We start from the raw sequence: 16,318 nt of genomic DNA on the forward strand, positions 1-16,318 counted from the left end.
TCCGTCGGGGAGCCCGTATGCCGTTCCGGATCCGCCCTGGTCGTGCGGCCGCCCTGCTCCTGTCGGCCGTGCTGGTGGCCGGAGGCCTGTCCGGCTGTTCCCTCTTGACGCCGTTCAAGACCTGTGAGGGGACCGAGGCGCGGATGAAGGAGCTGGAGTCGCTGCCCCTGCTCACCTCGCCGCCGCCCGGCGCGAGCGCCCCCCGCACCTTCGACGGCAACTACGCCGAGTGCGCGGACGACAGCGGCGACGCCTGGCTGTCCGCCGGACGCACCTACGTCTACCCCGGCACCCGCCAAGAGGTCCTCGACCACTACCGCAAGGCCGCCGAGGCCGACGGCTGGCGGTTCGTGCCCGACCCGACGTCCCGTCAGGACACGAGGGAATCGTGCTTCACGAAGGGCGAGGACGGGCAGGCCAAGATGCTCACCCTCGCCTTCCCGCCCGCCCACTTCGTCACCGAGTTCTACGGTCCCGAGGCCGCCGCGGAGTTCGCCACGGGGGCCGGATTCGAGATAACGGTGGGCTCGGAGGCCGACGGGGCCACGACCTCCTGCTGGTCCTGACCCCGTCCCACTCCCCCACCGGTCACTGCCAGGGGACGTCCGGCGCCCGGAAGAAGCCGATGCCCTGCGCGTCCAGCCGGGGCGCCTGCGCGGCCAGCCGACGGCTGTAGGAGGTCCAGTCCAGCGCGGCCGCCGGCGACCAGCCCAGTTCGGCCAGACCCAGCACCCGCGGGAAGGCCATCTGCTCCCACTCCGCCCGCGTCGAGACGTTCTCCGTCCACAGCGGGGCCTCCACCCCCAGCACCGCCGACTCCGGGACCCCGGCCAGGTACGCCCCCGGGTCCCAGGAGTAGGCGCGCCGCACCGGGACGTACCCCGCCCAGGCCAGGCCCGGCTTCGTCGCCGCGTCGTACTTCATGTCCAGGTACAGCCGGTCGGCCGGCGACAGGATCACCGGGTGTCCCGCCTTCGCCGCCGCCACCACGGCCGCCTTGTCCGCGGCCGTGGTCTTGTCGTGGCCCCAGTACTGGAGCACCGCGCCCGGCGCGGGGCGGGCCGTCGCCAGCTGGTGCCAGGCCACGACCGTCTTGCCGTAGCGCCCCACCACCTCCTGGGCCCGGTCCATGAAGGCCGCGTAGTCCGCCGCCGGTGTCGCGTGCGCCTCGTCGCCGCCGATGTGCAGATAGCGGCCCGGGGTCAGCTCCGCCAGCTCACCGAGCACGTCGTCGATGAACTCGTACGTCCGCTCCTCGGCCACGCACAGCGAGCTGAAGCCCACCTTGACGCCGGTGTACCGCTCCGGGGCCTTCCCGTCGCAGTTCAGCTCGGCGTAGGAGGCGAGCGCCGCGTTCACGTGCCCCGGCATGTCGATCTCGGGGACCACGTCCACGTAGCGCGCTCCCGCGTAGGCCACCAGCTCCCGGTACTCGTCCTTCGTCCAGTGGCCGCCGGGCCCGCCGCCGACCTCGCTGCCGCCCCCGTACTCCGCCAGCCGCGGCCAGGAGTCGATCGTCAGGCGCCACCCCTGGTCGTCGGTCAGGTGCAGGTGCAGGGTGTTGACCTTGTACTGGACGAGCTGGTCCACGTACCTCTTCACCTGCTCCACCGAGAAGTGGTGGCGCGCGATGTCGACCATCGCCCCCCGGTACGCGAAGCGCGGCCGGTCGGTGACCGTCCCGCCCGGCACCGTGCCGGGGCCCGTCACCGGCACCAGCTGGCGCAGCGTCTGTCCCGCGTGGAAGAGCCCGGCCGGTGTCCGCGCGGTGAGGGTGACCCCGGTCGGGCCGGACTCCAGCCGGTACCCCTCGTCCCCCACCTCTTGCGCCGCCTCGTCGATCCGAAGCCGGATCCCGTCACCCTGCGCCCCGTCGACCACCGGCAGCGGGAGCCCGCCGGCGCCGCGCAGCTGCTCGGCGAGGAGCTCGCCCACCCGGCGGACCTCCTCGCCCGTGCCGCGGCCGGTACGGATGACGGTGCCCGCGCCGAAGGTGTAGCCGGGGCCTTCGGCGCGCGCGGAGAGGGGCGCCGGCAGCAGCCGTTCGTAGGGGGCGAGGGCCACCGGCGGGTCGTCCCCGGGTCTGGCGTCCTCACCGCGGGCTGAGGAGCAGGCGGTCATCAGGGCCGGGGCCGCGGCGAGGGCGAGGAGGGTGCCGAGCGTGCGTCGCAGGACTCTCATGCCCACAGGTATAGGCCAAGCGGGCCGCCGCGTCCGGTGGGTGGATCCGGGACGGGCGGAAATCATCCGAAGGAGGTCGCAGCAAGCACCCCACTGGTCCAGACCAGCGAGATCCTGCCCGGAATCGGGCAGGATCTTTGCGTTCGTCGCGGCGAGACGCCAATATCTACGAGTGCTCGATCGCCGCCCGTCGCATGACGACCTCGTCGACCACCTGGTGCGCAGCACCGCGCTGCAGCGCGGTGAGGCGGTCCGGGTGGTACTGGACGTACTCGCCTACTTCGACGAGACGACCGAGGAGTTCGTCCGCCGCCGCCACCGGGAACTGCAGTCCGGCGGAGCGGTGAACGCGGAGATCTTCGAGCGGATCGCGGCCGAGCTGCCGCACCGCGCCGTGGCGCCGCCGGAGCTCTCGCTCCGGCAACTGCGCCGCATCGTCTACGGCTGAGCCGGCCGCCGCCGCACGCGGTACCGGACGAGTACAGAACCGAACTTCAGGAGGGGCAGAACCGTATGTGTGGAATCGTCGGTTACATCGGCAAGCGTGACGTGGCACCGCTGCTGCTGGAAGGCCTGCAGCGGCTGGAGTACCGCGGATACGACTCCGCGGGCATCGTGGTCAACACCCCGAAGGCCCCGGCCCTGAAGGTCGTCAAGGCCAAGGGTCGCGTCCGCGAGCTGGAGTCCCGCGTCCCCAAGCGCTTCGCCGGCACCACCGGCATCGCCCACACCCGCTGGGCCACGCACGGCGCCCCCAGCGACATCAACTCGCACCCGCACCTGGACCCGGAGAACAAGGTCGCCGTCGTCCACAACGGCATCGTCGACAACTGCTCCGAGCTGCGCGCCAAGCTGGAGGCCGAGGGCGTCGTCTTCGTCTCGGAGACCGACACCGAGGTCATCGTCCACCTGATCGCCCGCTCCGAGGCCGACTCCCTGGAGGAGAAGGTCCGCGAGGCGGTCAAGGTCATCGACGGCACCTACGGCATCGCCGTCATGCACGCCGACTTCCCCGACCGCATCGTCGTCGCCCGCAACGGCTCCCCCGTGGTGCTCGGCATCGGCGAGAAGGAGATGTTCGTCGCCTCGGACGTCGCCGCGCTGGTCGCCCACACCCGCCAGGTCGTCACCCTCGGCGACGGCGAGATGGCCACCATCAAGGCCGACGACTTCCGCACCTACACGACCTCCGGCACGACGACCAACGCCACCCCGGAGACCGTGGAGTGGGAGGCCGCCTCGTACGACATGGGCGGCCACGACACCTACATGCACAAGGAGATCTCCGAGCAGCCCGACGCGGTCGACCGCGTGCTGCGCGGCCGGATCGACGACCGCTTCTCCACCGTGCACCTGGGCGGCCTGAACCTGGACCCGCGCGAGGCGCGCGGCATCCGCCGCGTCAAGATCCTGGGCTGCGGCACCTCGTACCACGCGGGCATGATCGGCGCCGGCCTCATCGAGGGCATGGCCCGCATCCCCGCGGACGCCGAGCCGGCCTCCGAGTTCCGCTACCGCAACCCGGTCGTGGACCCCGACACCCTCTACATCGCGGTCTCGCAGTCCGGTGAGACCTACGACGTGCTCGCGGCCGTGCAGGAGCTCAAGCGCAAGGGCGCCCGCGTCCTCGGCGTGGTCAACGTGGTCGGCTCCGCCATCGCCCGCGAGGCCGACGGCGGCGTGTACGTGCACGCCGGCCCCGAGGTCTGCGTCGTCTCCACCAAGTGCTTCACCAACACGGTCGTGGCCTTCGCGCTGCTCGCCGTGCACCTGGGCCGCATCCGGGACCTCTCGGTCACCGACGGCAAGCGGATCATCGAGGGCCTGCGCAAGCTGCCCGCGCAGATCCAGGAGATCCTCGAAGGCGAGGAGGACATCAAGAAGCTGGCGGCCGAGTACGCCGAGGCCAAGTCGATGATGTTCATCGGCCGGGTGCGCGGCTACCCGGTGGCCCTGGAGGCCTCCCTCAAGCTGAAGGAGATCTCCTACATCCACGCCGAGGCCTACCCGGCCTCCGAGCTCAAGCACGGTCCGCTGGCGCTGATCGAGCCGTCGCTGCCGACGGTCGCGATCGTCCCCGACGACGACCTGCTGGAGAAGAACCGCGCGGCGCTGGAGGAGATCAAGGCCCGCAGCGGCCGGATCCTCGCGGTCGCCCACCGCGAGCAGGAGAAGGCGGACCACACCATCGTGGTCCCGAAGAACGAGGACGAGCTGGACCCGATCCTGATGGGCATCCCGCTCCAGCTGCTGGCGTACCACACCGCCCTGGCCATGGGCCGGGACATCGACAAGCCGCGCAACCTGGCGAAGTCGGTCACCGTCGAGTAGAAGCACCCCGCGCATGCGTACGGCCCCCGGGATCTCCCGGGGGCCGTACGCGTGCACCTGCCGTGCCGTGCAGTGCCGTGCCGTGTCCGTCAGCCCGTGGCGACCGCGCCTCGGCTCGACGACTTGCCGAAGGCCAGCGGCCAATGGGCGAGGGCGGCGGTGGCCCCGTACCAGGCCAGGAGCCCGCCGACCGCGGCCACCCAGCCGGCCACCTTGGCCAGCATGCTGTTGTCGGCGAAGGCGCCTATCGCCAGGAGCAGCAGGGAGAGGGTGAACAGGCCGTACACGCCCTGCCCGAAGAGTCCGCTCGCCGCGCCCACCGTGAGGGTGACGCCGAGGAGGGCGAACAGGACGAGGAACGTTCCGGCGGCGTCCGCCGAAACCTTTCCGTCGGCTCCCGCGGCCCAGGTGAACCAGAAGGCTCCGAGGCCCGCGAACGCCGTGCCGTTGAAGCCGTTGCCGCCGCGGAATTCGAGGACTCCGAGGACGAACAGGGCCAGACCGCCGACGTACGTCGCGAGTGACACGGAGCTGGCAGCGGACACGCCGTCGATGACACCGGTGTGGCCGATACCGAATGCGAGAAGGGTGAGCCCCAGGGCGATGTGCCCGAGGGTCGAAGTCGAGGCCGTGCTTCCCGCAGAGACACCATTGTCCACGGCGGGCTCCCTTCGATCTGCAGTTGTTTGCTGCGTCCCAGCAGCATTTATCTACCCTTTACACGGGGGCACAACCGCACAAGCGACTTAACAAACGGTCACAGAACGACAACGTTGAGCGATGAGATCGGCCACTCGTTCGAGGGAACGTCACCCACTCCGGACGCCCTGCGACGGACACGGCCTTACGGTCGCGCCATGACGACACCACGAACGGCCGAAGATGCCGGGCACGCCGCCCGGTACACCTTCAGGCTTCGTGTGTCATCCACTGCCCATGCGTCTCTACTGGGCGAGTGGGACCGGATCCGGTGGATCTGGAACGAGTGCGTGGCCAAGTCCATGCAAGTCCACGTCTGGAACAAGACCAGGCCCGATGGCACGGACAAGCGCACCTGCGGTCCCGCGCAACTCGACAGAATGCTGACCGCGACCCGGAAGGCGAACGCCTGGCTGAGAGAAGGCGCCTCGGTCCCGCAGCAACAGCTGATACGCGACTTCGGCAGGTCCAGGGCCAAGGCGCAGAAAGACATCCAGGACCGCCTGCCCATGGCGCGTCGGGCCGGGATGCCAAAGTACAAGAAGAAGCGTGAGGCCACCCCGTCGCTGAACTACACAAAGCGTGGCTTCCGCCTGAAGAACGGCACTCTGCACCTGGCCGGGGGCATCATCCTGACAGTGGTGTGGTCGCGCAAGCTGCCCGCCGACCCGTCCGGCGTGCGCGTCTATCAGGACAGCCTCGGACACTGGTACTGCTCATTCGTCGTCCGGGTCCAAGCCGAGTCACTGCCTGCTACCGGGCGGGTGATCGGTATCGACTGGGGCGTGCGCGAGACCGCGACCACCACCAGCGACACCCACGATCTGCCGCACGCCGAGCACGGCAGAAGGGCCGCCGCGAAGCTGACCCGGTACGACCGGATGATGGCCCGCCGGAAACCCGGGAAGGGGCGGGCCGCGTCAAGGGGCCACCGCAGGGTGAAGAGACAGCGCGCCAAGCTGTACAAGAAGGTCGTCCGGCAGCGGCAGGACACGGCCCGCAAGTGGGCAAAGTCGGTGGTGCGCGACCACGACGCCCTTGCGGTGGAGAATTTCCGGCCGAAGTTCCTCGCGAAGACCACCATGGCCAGGAAGGCAGCTGACGCCGCCATCGGCGCCACCAAACAAGCCCTGATCGAAATGAGTCGCAAGCACGGCCGCGTCGTGCACTTGGTACACCCCGCGCACACCACGATGGACTGCGCGCAGTGCGGAGCGAGAGCCAAGCACACACTGCCGCTGGGAGAGCGCACATACACCTGCACCGCGTGCGGAGCTGTTTCCCCTCGGGACAAGAATTCCGCGCGCGTGATGCTCGTCCGGGCAGGTCTGACCCCGGTTGGTACTGATCGTGGAAGACCTCCCGAGGCGCCGCCTCGGGAGGCTGCGTGAGCCAGGAATCTCCTTCCGTCAGGGAGGAGAGCAGTCAAGGAATGACAACGACGGGTCGCTGTGCGCGCTTGGCCAGTCGGCCCGCGACCGATCCGAAGATCCGGCCCACGATGCCGTGCGTGGAGCCGACCACGATGGCGTCGGCCGAATACTCCCGGCCGACCTCCTCCAGCTCATGGCAGATGTCACCACCGCGCTCGACCAGGATCCACGGCACTTCGGACAGATAGTCCGCGCAGGCGAGCTCCAGCCCGAGCACCTCGGTGCGATGGTCCGGCACGTCGACGAAGACGGGCGGCTCGCAGCCGGCCCACACCGTGGTGGGCAGTCGGTTGGCGACATGGACGATGATCAGACCGGATCCCGAGCGACGTGCCATGCCGATCGCATAGGCGAGCGCGCGCTCACTGGAAGTGGATCCGTCGAATCCCACAACGACGCCGTGCCGGAAGGCCGGATCGCAGTGCACGCGTGTCTGTTCCACCGCGCGCAGATCGGCGGCCGACGAGGGGTCGACGACGCGTTTGCGCTTGCGGTCCGCGGGTTCGGAGAATTCGTGACCGGCCATGGGTGTCTCGGCGAAGAGGTCCTTGGAGGAAGCAACAGGGGCGAAATCGGCGACGCAGTGTGACGGAGCTCTGTCCGGGAAGCATCTTCCCAAGCCCATACCCACCAGGGTACGGCGACACTCCTGTCCTGCACAGGGCATGCCGCCCTTGGAGAGCGTCCCAGGGAGCATGCCGGAGCGAGCGCGCCTTGGCAATGACCACTGCCCCCTACAGCCAGTGACGAGAACGGTCATCGCCACCCGTTGGCGCAGTGACCGAGCCCCGCCGCCGGGCGTTGGGACATGCGTCCGACCTTCAGGTAAGAGCCTTCAGGTAAGAGCCCGCAGGGAGTACGCCGTGCCCGGTCATCCGGTTCACCCCGTCCAGCCAGCTCAGCCGACGCAGCCCGTCCGGTCCCTCCAGAACGCCGACCCCGCCTCGCACTTCACGCCGTCCGCCCGCTCCGCCCTTCACCCGTCCGTGCGTTCCGCCGGGCACCCCCACGACGACCCCGCGGGTGACGTCGTGCGCTGGGCGGCCTTCAGCTGCCTGCTCGTCCCCGTGGTCCTCGTCGTCTACGGAACCTCCTACGGCGGAGCCGCCGTCGCCACCCTCGGCCTGCTCGCCGTCACGGCCGCGTGTCGGGTCCTGCTGCGCCACTCGGAGAAGAATGAGCGGGCCATGGCCCGGGTGCGGGCGGAGGAGCCCCTTCCGCCCGGCCACCGCGGCCGGCACTCGCGCACCGGAACCGGCAGCCGCCGCGGTTGCCGGGGCTCCGGCCCCCTCTCCCCGCAGGACTGACTCATTCGCACACCCACACACGCATGTTTTCAGCCAACTTCCCGGCAGGGTGCCCTCCTTGCCGGAATGTCCCACCGTCCCCCTCACCACCAGCGACGACAGACCTCGGGGGCCACGATGGCCCTACGGGTACTGGCCATGGCCGGGGACCACGCTTCCCGTTCGGGTAGCGGAGTGGAACGCTTACTGATCGAATGCTTTTCGCCAAGTTGAGAAGTCGACATAGCGCTGCGTGCTGAACTTGTCACGCCGACACCACGGGACGCAGTAGATTCGATCATGTATTTACGGCGGGGGATCCACGTGCAAGGCCGAGGGGAAACGTGCAGGTGCGACCAGACCAAGGAGTCGCGACACCCAAGGGGGGCTTAGCGCCATGAGCCAGGATTCCACCGCCGTCGTCACAGCAGACGCCGGCCGGAAGCTCGCGGGGCGTCGCCGCAGGGAGATCGTCGCGGTGCTGCTCTTCAGCGGCGGACCGATCTTCGAGAGCTCCATTCCACTTTCCGTGTTCGGCATTGACCGGCAGGACGCGGGAGTTCCACGCTATCGATTGCTCGTGTGCGCCGGTGAGGACGGTCCGCTCAGGACCACCGGCGGACTCGAACTGACCGCGCCGTACGGGTTGGAGGCGATCGCCCGGGCAGGAACGGTCGTCGTTCCCGCCTGGCGCTCCATCACTTCACCGCCGCCGCCCGAGGCGCTCGACGCACTGCGTCTGGCGCACGAGGAGGGGGCCCGGATCGTCGGACTGTGCACGGGAGCCTTCGTGCTCGCCGCCGCCGGTCTGCTGGACGGCCGGCCCGCGACGACGCACTGGATGTACGCGCCGACGCTGGCCAAGCGGTACCCGTCCGTCCATGTCGATCCGCGCGAACTCTTCGTCGACGACGGCGACGTGCTCACGTCCGCCGGCACGGCGGCCGGAATCGACCTGTGCCTGCACATCGTGCGCACGGACCACGGCAGCGAGGCGGCCGGGGCCCTGGCCCGCAGGCTCGTCGTGCCGCCGCGCCGGACCGGCGGCCAGGAACGCTATCTCGACCGGTCGCTGCCGGAGGAGATCGGCGCCGACCCGCTGGCCGAGGTCGTCGCCTGGGCACTGGAACACCTCCACGAGCAGTTCGACGTGGAGACGCTGGCCGCCCGCGCCTACATGAGCAGGCGCACCTTCGACCGGCGGTTCCGTTCGCTCACCGGCAGCGCCCCGCTCCAGTGGCTGATCACCCAGCGGGTGCTCCAGGCACAGCGGCTGCTGGAGACCTCCGACTACTCGGTCGACGAGGTCGCCGGACGCTGCGGGTTCCGCTCGCCGGTCGCCCTGCGGGGTCACTTCCGGCGCCAGCTGGGGTCCTCCCCGGCCGCCTACCGCTCGGCCTACCGGGCACGCCGCCCGCAGGCGGACGTGGCACAGGTCTCGGAGATCTCCAGCGGGCCGGTTCCGCACCAGCGCACTCCGCAGCCCCACCGGGCGGCGGCGGCACTGGCCGCGTCGGGTCCCACGGTGACGGAGCTCTACGCCCCGGGCCGGGTCATGCGGGAACACGCCTGACCGCAGGCTGAGTACGACGCACGAGGGTCCTCCATCGGCCACCGCCGATGGGGGACCTTCCGCATATGCGGTCCGCGCCCCGGGGGACCGCATAAGGTGGGACACATGAACGATCGCATGGTGTGGATCGACTGCGAGATGACCGGGCTCTCGTTGACGGACGACGCACTTATCGAGGTGGCCGCACTGGTCACCGACTCGGAGCTCAACGTGCTCGGCGAAGGCGTGGACATCGTGATCCGCCCGCCGGACGCCGCCCTGGAGACCATGCCCGACGTGGTCCGCGAGATGCACACCGCCTCCGGCCTGCTCGACGAGCTGGCCGGCGGGACCACCCTCGCGGATGCCGAGGCCCAGGTCCTGGCCTACGTGCGGGAGCACGTGAAGGAACCCCGTAAGGCGCCGCTCTGCGGAAACTCGGTCGGCACCGACCGTGGCTTCCTGCTGCGCGACATGGCCGCGCTGGAGAGCTACCTGCACTACCGGATCGTGGACGTGTCCTCGGTCAAGGAGCTGGCGCGCCGCTGGTACCCCCGGGCGTACTTCAACAGCCCGCCGAAGAACGGCAACCACCGGGCGCTGGCGGACATCAAGGACTCCATCACCGAGCTGCGCTACTACCGGGAGGCGGTCTTCGTACCCCAGCCCGGGCCCGACTCGGACACGGCCCGCGGTATCGCCGCCAAGCACGCCGCGCCGGGCGCGTAGCACCTCCCGGGGAGGGGGCGCGGGAAAGGGGGGAGCGAGCACCCTCCCGGACCCTGTACCCTTTTCTTCGGCCGGTCGGTTTTCCGACCGGACATGGTGGGTGTAGCTCAGTTGGTAGAGCACCTGGTTGTGGTCCAGGTGGCCGCGGGTTCAAGTCCCGTCACTCACCCTGCGGGAAGGCCCCGATCGCGAAGCGATCGGGGCCTTCCGTATTCCTAGGACGACTCCCGGACCACCAGACGGTTCGGCAGGACGGCGGCCGCCTCGCCCGCCTCCCCCGCGATCCTGCCCAGCAGCATCCGCGTCATGGTCCGGCCCATCTCCTCGATCGGCTGCCGGACGCTGGTCAGCGGCGGGTCCATGTGGCGGGCCACCACCGAGTCGTCGAAGCCGACCAGCGCCACGTCCCGCGGAATCCGGCGGCCGGCCGCGCGCAGCTCCCGCCGGGCGCCCGCCGCCATGACGTCCGAGGCGGCGAAGACCGCGTCGAGCCCGGGGTGGCGCTCCAGCAGCTCGCGCATGGCCCGCCGGCCGCCCTCCTCGGTGAAGTCGCCGACCGCGATCAACAGCTCGTCGAGCGGACGCCCGGCGGACGCCAGAGCCTGCCGGTAGCCGTCGAGGCGGCACTGGGCCCCGTACACGTCCAGCGGGCCGGTGATCGTGGCGATCGTGCTCCGACCCCGGTCGAGGAGGTGGCGTACCGCCTCGGCCGCGCCCGCCAGGTTGTCGGAGTCCACGCAGGGCAGGGTCTCGGCGGCGGAACGGCGCCCGCTGATCACCGTCGGGATGCCCAGCTCGGCCAGCAGCTCCGGCAGCGGGTCCCCGGCGTGGACCGAGACGAGCAGCACCCCGTCGACGCGGTGCCCGGACAGGTACTGGGCGAGTCGGCGGCGCTCGCGGTCGCTGCCCGCCAGGGTGAGGACGAGCTGGACCTCGGTGTCGGCGAGCTCGGCGCCGACCCCGCGGACCACTTCGGAGAAGTAGGGCTCGGCGAAGAAGCGGGCCTCGGGTTCGGGGATCACCAGGGCGATGGCGTCCGTCCGGTTGGCCGCGAGGGCCCGCGCGGCGCGGTTCGGTACGTATCCCAGCTCGGCCACGGCCGCCTCGACGGCGACCCTGGTGTGCTCGCTGACCTTGGAGGATCCGTTGATCACCCGGGAGACCGTGCCGCGCCCGACTCCGGCGCGCGCCGCGACCTCCTCCAGGGTCGGTCGTCCCCCACTGCGCCCGTGCCCGTTCATGGCTTCCTCCCGGTTGTGAATCTACCTCTTGACGACTGTGGGAGCGCTCCCACACTGTGTCACACGACACCTGGCACGTTCCGTCCTTCAGGGAGGAAGCCCATGAGCGTCCGAACCCGAGCCCGAGCCCGAAGAACCCTTCTCACGACCGTCACCGCGCTCGGGGCGGCCGCCCTGCTGCTCGCGGGGTGCGCCCAGGACCCCGAGGAGGACACCGGCAAGGGCGCCCCGACCTCCGGCACGTCCGGCGGCGGCGCCCGTACCACCCTCACCGTCGGCGTCTTCGGAGCCTTCGGCCTCAAGGAGGCCGGGCTCTACGACGAGTACATGGCGCAGAATCCCGGGATCCGCATCGAGCAGACCTCCATCGAGCGGAACGAGAACTACTACCCGCAGCTCCTCACCCACCTGGGCACCGGCAGCGGGCTCGCCGACATCCAGGCCGTCGAGGTCAACAACATCGCCGAGATCACCGCCACCCAGGCCGACAAGCTGGTGGACCTGGCGAAGGCCCCCGGCGTGGACAAGGCCGCGTACCTGCCGTGGAAGTGGGCCCAGGGCACGGCGCCCGCCGCCAAGGGCGGGGCCACGGTCGCCCTCGGTACGGACATCGGCCCGCAGGGCATCTGCTACCGCAAGGACCTCTTCGAGGCGGCCGGGCTGCCCACCGACCGGACGGCGGTCGGGGCGCTGTGGGCGGGCGACTGGAACAAGTACCTGGAGGCGGGCCGGACCTACAAGGCCAAGGCCGGCGAGGGCAAGGCCTTCGTGGACTCGGCGTCCGGCGTGATGGCGGCGGTGACCGGCAGCAGCGCCCAGCGGTTCTACGACGACCAGGGCAAGGTCGTCTACAAGACCAACCCGGCGGTGCGCGGGGCCTTCGACCTGGCGGCATCCTTCGCCACCGACGGCCTGAGCGCCAAGCTCCAGCAGTTCACCCCGGCCTGGGACCAGGGCTTCTCCAACGGCAACTTCGCCACCCTCTCCTGCCCGGCCTGGATGCTCGGCTACATCCAGGACAAGGCGGGCCCGGCGGGCAAGGACAAGTGGGACGTGGCGCAGGCGCCGAAGCCCAGCAACTGGGGCGGGTCCTTCCTGGTGGTGCCGAAGGCGGGCAAGCAGGCCCAGGAGGCCGCGAAGCTGGCGGCCTGGCTGACGGCTCCGGCGCAGCAGGCGAAGCTCTTCGAGAAGCGGGGCAGTTTCCCGAGCGCGAGCGCCGCATACAAGCTGCCGACCGTGTCGGGCGCGCAGCACGCGTACTTCGGCGGCGCCCCGATCGGCGAGATCTTCGCGAAGGCGGCCGAGGGCGTGCCGGTGGCCGCGGTCGGCCCGAAGGACCTGGTGATCGCGCAGAACCTGGCGGACATCGGGATGCTCCAGGTCGACCAGAAGGGGCGCAGCCCGCAGGAGGGCTGGGAGGCCGCGGTGAAGGCGATCGACAACGCCTTGGACCAGTGAGGCGCCGGTGACGGACGAGACCGCTGTCCTGTCCCCTTCCGCCGTCGGCCCGGAGCGGCCGGCGGCGGAAGGGGGCGGCCGGAACCGGCCGGGCCAGGTGTGGCGTTCGCGCCGCTACCGCTGGGACCTGCGCTGGAGCCCGTACGCCTTCGTGGCGCCCTTCTTCCTCTTCTTCGCCGCCTTCGGGCTGTTCCCGCTGCTGTACACGGGCTGGGCCGCGCTGCACCAGGTGGAGCTGACCGATCCCGACAGCATGACGTGGGTGGGGCTGCGCAACTTCACCCGGCTGTGGGACGACGAGTTCTTCTGGAACGCGCTGCGCAACACGGTGACCATCGGGCTGCTGTCCACGGTGCCGCAGCTCGCGATCGCGCTGGGCCTGGCCCATCTGCTCAACTACCGGTTGCGGGGCTCCACCTTCTTCCGGGTCGCGGTGCTCACCCCGTACGCGACCTCGGTGGCGGCGGCCACGCTCGTCTTCGTCCTGCTCTTCGGGCGGGACTACGGGATGGTCAACTGGGCGCTCTCGGCGGTCGGTTTCGACGCGGTCGACTGGCAGAACGGCACCTTCGCGCCCCAGTTCGCGGTCTCCACCATCGTGGTCTGGCGGTGGACCGGCTACAACGCGCTGATCTACCTGGCGGCCATGCAGGCCGTACCGGCCGAGCTGTACGAGTCGGCCGCGCTGGACGGGGCCTCGCGCTTCCAGCAGTTCCTCCACGTCACCGTGCCCTCGCTGCGGCCGACGATCTTCTTCACCTGTGTGGTGTCGACGATCGGGGCGACCCAGCTGTTCGGCGAGCCGCTGCTGTTCAACGGCGCGGCGGGCGCGACGGGCGGCTCGGACCACCAGTTCCAGACGCTCGGGCTGTACCTGTACGAGCAGGGCTGGGTGAACCTGCACCTCGGGCGGGCCTCGGCGATCGCGTGGGCGATGTTCCTGATCCTGCTGCTGATCGCCGGGGCGGCGCGGCTGCTGCGCGGACGGAAGGGCTCCTCATGAGGTCACTGCGCGCGGGCCGGCTCACGTACGTGGTGCTGGCCCTGTTCACGGCCGGTTCGCTCTTCCCCCTCGTGTGGACGGCGATCGCGGCCTCCCGCAGCAACACGCGCCTCGCGCAGACCCCGCCGCCGTTCTGGTTCGGCGGGAACCTGGGGCGCAACCTGCAGGTCGCGTGGACCGACGCCAACATGGGGACGGCTCTGCTGAACACCGTGATCGTGGCGGGCACGGTCGCCGCGGGCACCGTGTTCTTCTCCACCCTCGCCGGGTTCGCCTTCGCCAAGCTCCGCTTCCGCGGCAGCCGGCCGCTGCTGGCGATGGTGATCGCGACGATGCTGATCCCGCCGCAGCTGAGCGTGGTGCCGCTGTACATGCTGATCGCGAAGCTGTCCTGGACCGACCGGCTCCAGGCGGTGATCCTGCCGACCCTGGTGGGTGCGTTCGGGGTGTTCTTCATGCGCCAGTACCTGGTGCACGCGCTGCCGATGGAGCTGGTGGAGGCGGCGCGTACGGACGGGGCCAGTTCGTTGCGGGTCCTGTGGCACGTGGTGTTCCCCGCCGCCCGGCCCGCGATGGCCGTGCTGGGGATGCTGACCTTCGTCATGGCCTGGAACGACTTCTTCTGGCCGATCGTCGCGCTGACGCAGAACGGCAGCCCGACGGTGCAGGTGGCCCTGACCGGGCTGGGCCGGGGTTACATCCCCGACCAGTCGGTGATCATGGCGGGCGCGCTGCTGGGCACGCTCCCGCTGCTGCTGGTGTTCCTCGTCTTCGGCCGGCAGATCGTCGGCGGCATCATGCAAGGAGCGGTGAAGGGATGACCCACCTCCCGACGAGCACGAATACGAATACGAATACGAATACAACCACGCGTACGGACCCGACCGCGGACGCCGGCGGGCGGGAACTGCGGTTCCCCGACGGGTTCCTGTGGGGGACGGCCACGGCGGCCTTCCAGATCGAGGGCGCGGCGAGCCTGCGCGGACCGTCCATCTGGGACACCTTCTGCCGTACGCCGGGCAAGGTGCACGGCGGTGACACGGGCGACGTGGCCGTCGACCACCACCGGCTGTGGCGGGAGGACGTCCGGCTGATGGCCTCGCTCGGGCTCGGCGCGTACCGGTTCTCGGTGTCCTGGCCGCGCGTCCTCGCCGGCGGGATCGGCTTCTACGACGCGCTGGTCGACGAGCTGCTGTCGTACGGGATCCGGCCCTGCGTGACCCTGTACCACTGGGACCTGCCGCAGGAGCTGGAGAGCGCGGGCGGCTGGCCCGAGCGGGAGACGGCCTACGCCTTCGCCCGCTACGCCGAGCAGGTCGCGGCGGTGCTGGGCGACCGGGTGGAGCTCTGGACCACCCTCAACGAGCCCTGGTGCAGCGCCTTCCTCGGCTACGCCTCGGGGGTGCACGCCCCCGGCCGCACCTCCCCCGCCGACTCGCTGCGCGCCGCCCACCACCTCAACCTGGCCCACGGGCTGGCCGCGGCGACCCTGCCGGCCCGGGCCAGGGCCGGTATCGCGCTCAACCCCAGCGCGGTAAGGCCGTTGACCGGCTCGGCGGCCGACGCGGACGCGGCCCGCCGGATCGACGCGCTGGCCAACCGGGTCTTCACCGGCCCGCTGCTGCACGGGGCCTACCCGCAGGACCTGCTCGCGGACACCGCCGCCGTGACGGACTGGTCCTTCGTCCGCCACGGCGACGAGGCGCTGATCCACCAGCCGCTGGACTTCCTGGGGGTGAACTACTACACCCCGGCGGTGGTCTCGGCCGCCCCCGACGGGGGCGGACCGCGCGCCGACGGGCACGGGGCGACGGAGCACTCCCCCTGGCCCGCGGCGGAGTCGGTCGCCTTCCACCAACCGCCGGGCGAGCAGACCGACATGGGCTGGTCGATCGACCCCACCGGCCTGTACGACCTGCTGATGCGCTTCACGAAGGAGGCGCCCGGGCTGCCGCTGCTGGTCACCGAGAACGGCGCGGCGTACGCCCCGGACCTGCACGACCCGCAGCGCATCGGCTACCTGGAGGCCCACCTCGCGTCCGTCCACCGCGCCTTGGCGGACGGCGCCCCGGTGGAGGGCTATTTCCTCTGGTCGCTGATGGACAACTTCGAGTGGTCCTACGGGTACAGCAAGCGCTTCGGCATCGTGCAGGTCGACTACGAGACCCAGGCCCGCACCCCGCGTTCCAGCGCCCACTGGTACGCCCGCCTGGCCAGGAAGGGGAGCTTCCTCAGCTACGGGGACGAGACCGGCCTGGACCTGGGCGAAGCGGAGCGGAGGGCCTAGGCCGTCTCTTTCGGATCGTGGCGGCCGAGCCCGCGGCGTCCGGTGCCGTGCCCGGCAAGGCGGAGGGGCGCCCGTGTACCGGACGTACTCGGGCGCCCCGACAACGCGGCCGGGTGCG

15 protein-coding genes and 1 tRNA gene are annotated in these 16,318 nt (G+C 70.7%); 12 read left to right on the forward strand and 4 right to left on the reverse strand.

Going from position 1 to position 16,318, the window contains the following annotated elements; genetic code table 11:
• Nucleotides 1-17: 17 nt before the first annotated feature.
• The gene (locus BCL76_RS29165) at nucleotides 18-566 is read left to right on the forward strand and encodes a hypothetical protein (protein WP_109782372.1); all 549 of its coding nucleotides are present in this window, start codon (nucleotides 18-20) and stop codon (nucleotides 564-566) included.
• Between the two features lie 22 nt (nucleotides 567-588).
• Here the strand turns inward: BCL76_RS29165 and BCL76_RS29170 are convergent, their stop codons facing one another.
• On the reverse strand, nucleotides 589-2,181 hold the full coding sequence (locus BCL76_RS29170; RefSeq protein WP_181382779.1) for a beta-N-acetylhexosaminidase: 1,593 nt from the start codon (nucleotides 2,179-2,181) through the stop codon (nucleotides 589-591).
• 172 nt (nucleotides 2,182-2,353) lie between these two features.
• On the opposite strand from BCL76_RS29170, the gene BCL76_RS29175 reads away from it, so the two are divergent.
• On the forward strand, nucleotides 2,354-2,629 hold the full coding sequence (locus BCL76_RS29175) for a hypothetical protein (RefSeq protein WP_030716129.1): 276 nt from the start codon (nucleotides 2,354-2,356) through the stop codon (nucleotides 2,627-2,629).
• A gap of 65 nt (nucleotides 2,630-2,694) precedes the next feature.
• A complete protein-coding gene (gene glmS, locus BCL76_RS29180) occupies nucleotides 2,695-4,512 on the forward strand; it encodes a glutamine--fructose-6-phosphate transaminase (isomerizing) (RefSeq protein ID WP_030756947.1) in 1,818 nt (605 codons plus the stop codon).
• Nucleotides 4,513-4,601: 89 nt separating this feature from the next.
• Here glmS and BCL76_RS29185 read toward each other — a convergent pair whose 3' ends face one another.
• On the reverse strand, nucleotides 4,602-5,171 hold the full coding sequence (locus tag BCL76_RS29185; protein WP_030756944.1) for an acetate uptake transporter: 570 nt from the start codon (nucleotides 5,169-5,171) through the stop codon (nucleotides 4,602-4,604).
• A 198-nt stretch (nucleotides 5,172-5,369) separates the two neighbouring features.
• On the opposite strand from BCL76_RS29185, the gene BCL76_RS29190 reads away from it, so the two are divergent.
• Nucleotides 5,370-6,602 (forward strand): RNA-guided endonuclease InsQ/TnpB family protein, encoded by a 1,233-nt coding sequence (locus BCL76_RS29190; RefSeq protein WP_109782374.1) that lies wholly within the window; start codon nucleotides 5,370-5,372, stop codon nucleotides 6,600-6,602.
• A 34-nt stretch (nucleotides 6,603-6,636) separates the two neighbouring features.
• On the opposite strand, the gene BCL76_RS29195 is transcribed toward BCL76_RS29190, so the two are convergent.
• Nucleotides 6,637-7,170 (reverse strand): universal stress protein, encoded by a 534-nt coding sequence (locus tag BCL76_RS29195; protein WP_030716138.1) that lies wholly within the window; start codon nucleotides 7,168-7,170, stop codon nucleotides 6,637-6,639.
• A 337-nt stretch (nucleotides 7,171-7,507) separates the two neighbouring features.
• On the opposite strand from BCL76_RS29195, the gene BCL76_RS29200 reads away from it, so the two are divergent.
• From BCL76_RS29200 to BCL76_RS29215, 4 genes are all read left to right on the forward strand, one after another.
• The gene (locus BCL76_RS29200) at nucleotides 7,508-7,951 is read left to right on the forward strand and encodes a hypothetical protein (RefSeq protein WP_109782375.1); all 444 of its coding nucleotides are present in this window, start codon (nucleotides 7,508-7,510) and stop codon (nucleotides 7,949-7,951) included.
• 376 nt (nucleotides 7,952-8,327) lie between these two features.
• Nucleotides 8,328-9,503 (forward strand): helix-turn-helix domain-containing protein, encoded by a 1,176-nt coding sequence (locus tag BCL76_RS29205; RefSeq protein WP_109782376.1) that lies wholly within the window; start codon nucleotides 8,328-8,330, stop codon nucleotides 9,501-9,503.
• Between the two features lie 105 nt (nucleotides 9,504-9,608).
• Nucleotides 9,609-10,211, forward strand: coding sequence for an oligoribonuclease (gene orn, locus BCL76_RS29210; protein ID WP_109782377.1), 603 nt, complete (start codon nucleotides 9,609-9,611; stop codon nucleotides 10,209-10,211).
• A 96-nt stretch (nucleotides 10,212-10,307) separates the two neighbouring features.
• Nucleotides 10,308-10,380: transfer RNA gene (locus tag BCL76_RS29215), tRNA-His, on the forward strand.
• A 46-nt stretch (nucleotides 10,381-10,426) separates the two neighbouring features.
• Here the strand turns inward: BCL76_RS29215 and BCL76_RS29220 are convergent.
• A complete protein-coding gene (locus tag BCL76_RS29220; protein WP_109782378.1) occupies nucleotides 10,427-11,452 on the reverse strand; it encodes a LacI family DNA-binding transcriptional regulator in 1,026 nt (341 codons plus the stop codon).
• 102 nt (nucleotides 11,453-11,554) lie between these two features.
• Here BCL76_RS29220 and BCL76_RS29225 point away from each other — a divergent pair, with 102 nt between their 5' ends.
• The 4 genes from BCL76_RS29225 to BCL76_RS29240 are packed head-to-tail and all read left to right on the forward strand — an operon-like array spanning nucleotide 11,555 to nucleotide 16,200.
• Entirely contained in the window at nucleotides 11,555-12,910 is a 1,356-nt protein-coding gene (locus BCL76_RS29225) for an ABC transporter substrate-binding protein (RefSeq protein ID WP_109782379.1), read from the forward strand.
• A 7-nt stretch (nucleotides 12,911-12,917) separates the two neighbouring features.
• Nucleotides 12,918-13,913, forward strand: coding sequence for a carbohydrate ABC transporter permease (locus BCL76_RS29230; protein WP_109782380.1), 996 nt, complete (start codon nucleotides 12,918-12,920; stop codon nucleotides 13,911-13,913).
• On the forward strand, nucleotides 13,910-14,734 hold the full coding sequence (locus BCL76_RS29235) for a carbohydrate ABC transporter permease (RefSeq protein ID WP_109782381.1): 825 nt from the start codon (nucleotides 13,910-13,912) through the stop codon (nucleotides 14,732-14,734). The genes BCL76_RS29230 and BCL76_RS29235 overlap by 4 nt, the downstream gene beginning before the upstream one ends.
• On the forward strand, nucleotides 14,731-16,200 hold the full coding sequence (locus BCL76_RS29240; protein WP_109782382.1) for a GH1 family beta-glucosidase: 1,470 nt from the start codon (nucleotides 14,731-14,733) through the stop codon (nucleotides 16,198-16,200). The genes BCL76_RS29235 and BCL76_RS29240 overlap by 4 nt, the downstream gene beginning before the upstream one ends.
• Nucleotides 16,201-16,318: the final 118 nt, after the last annotated feature.

This window comes from Streptomyces sp. CG 926 (genome assembly GCF_003148825.1).
In the GTDB taxonomy this organism is placed as follows: domain Bacteria; phylum Actinomycetota; class Actinomycetes; order Streptomycetales; family Streptomycetaceae; genus Streptomyces.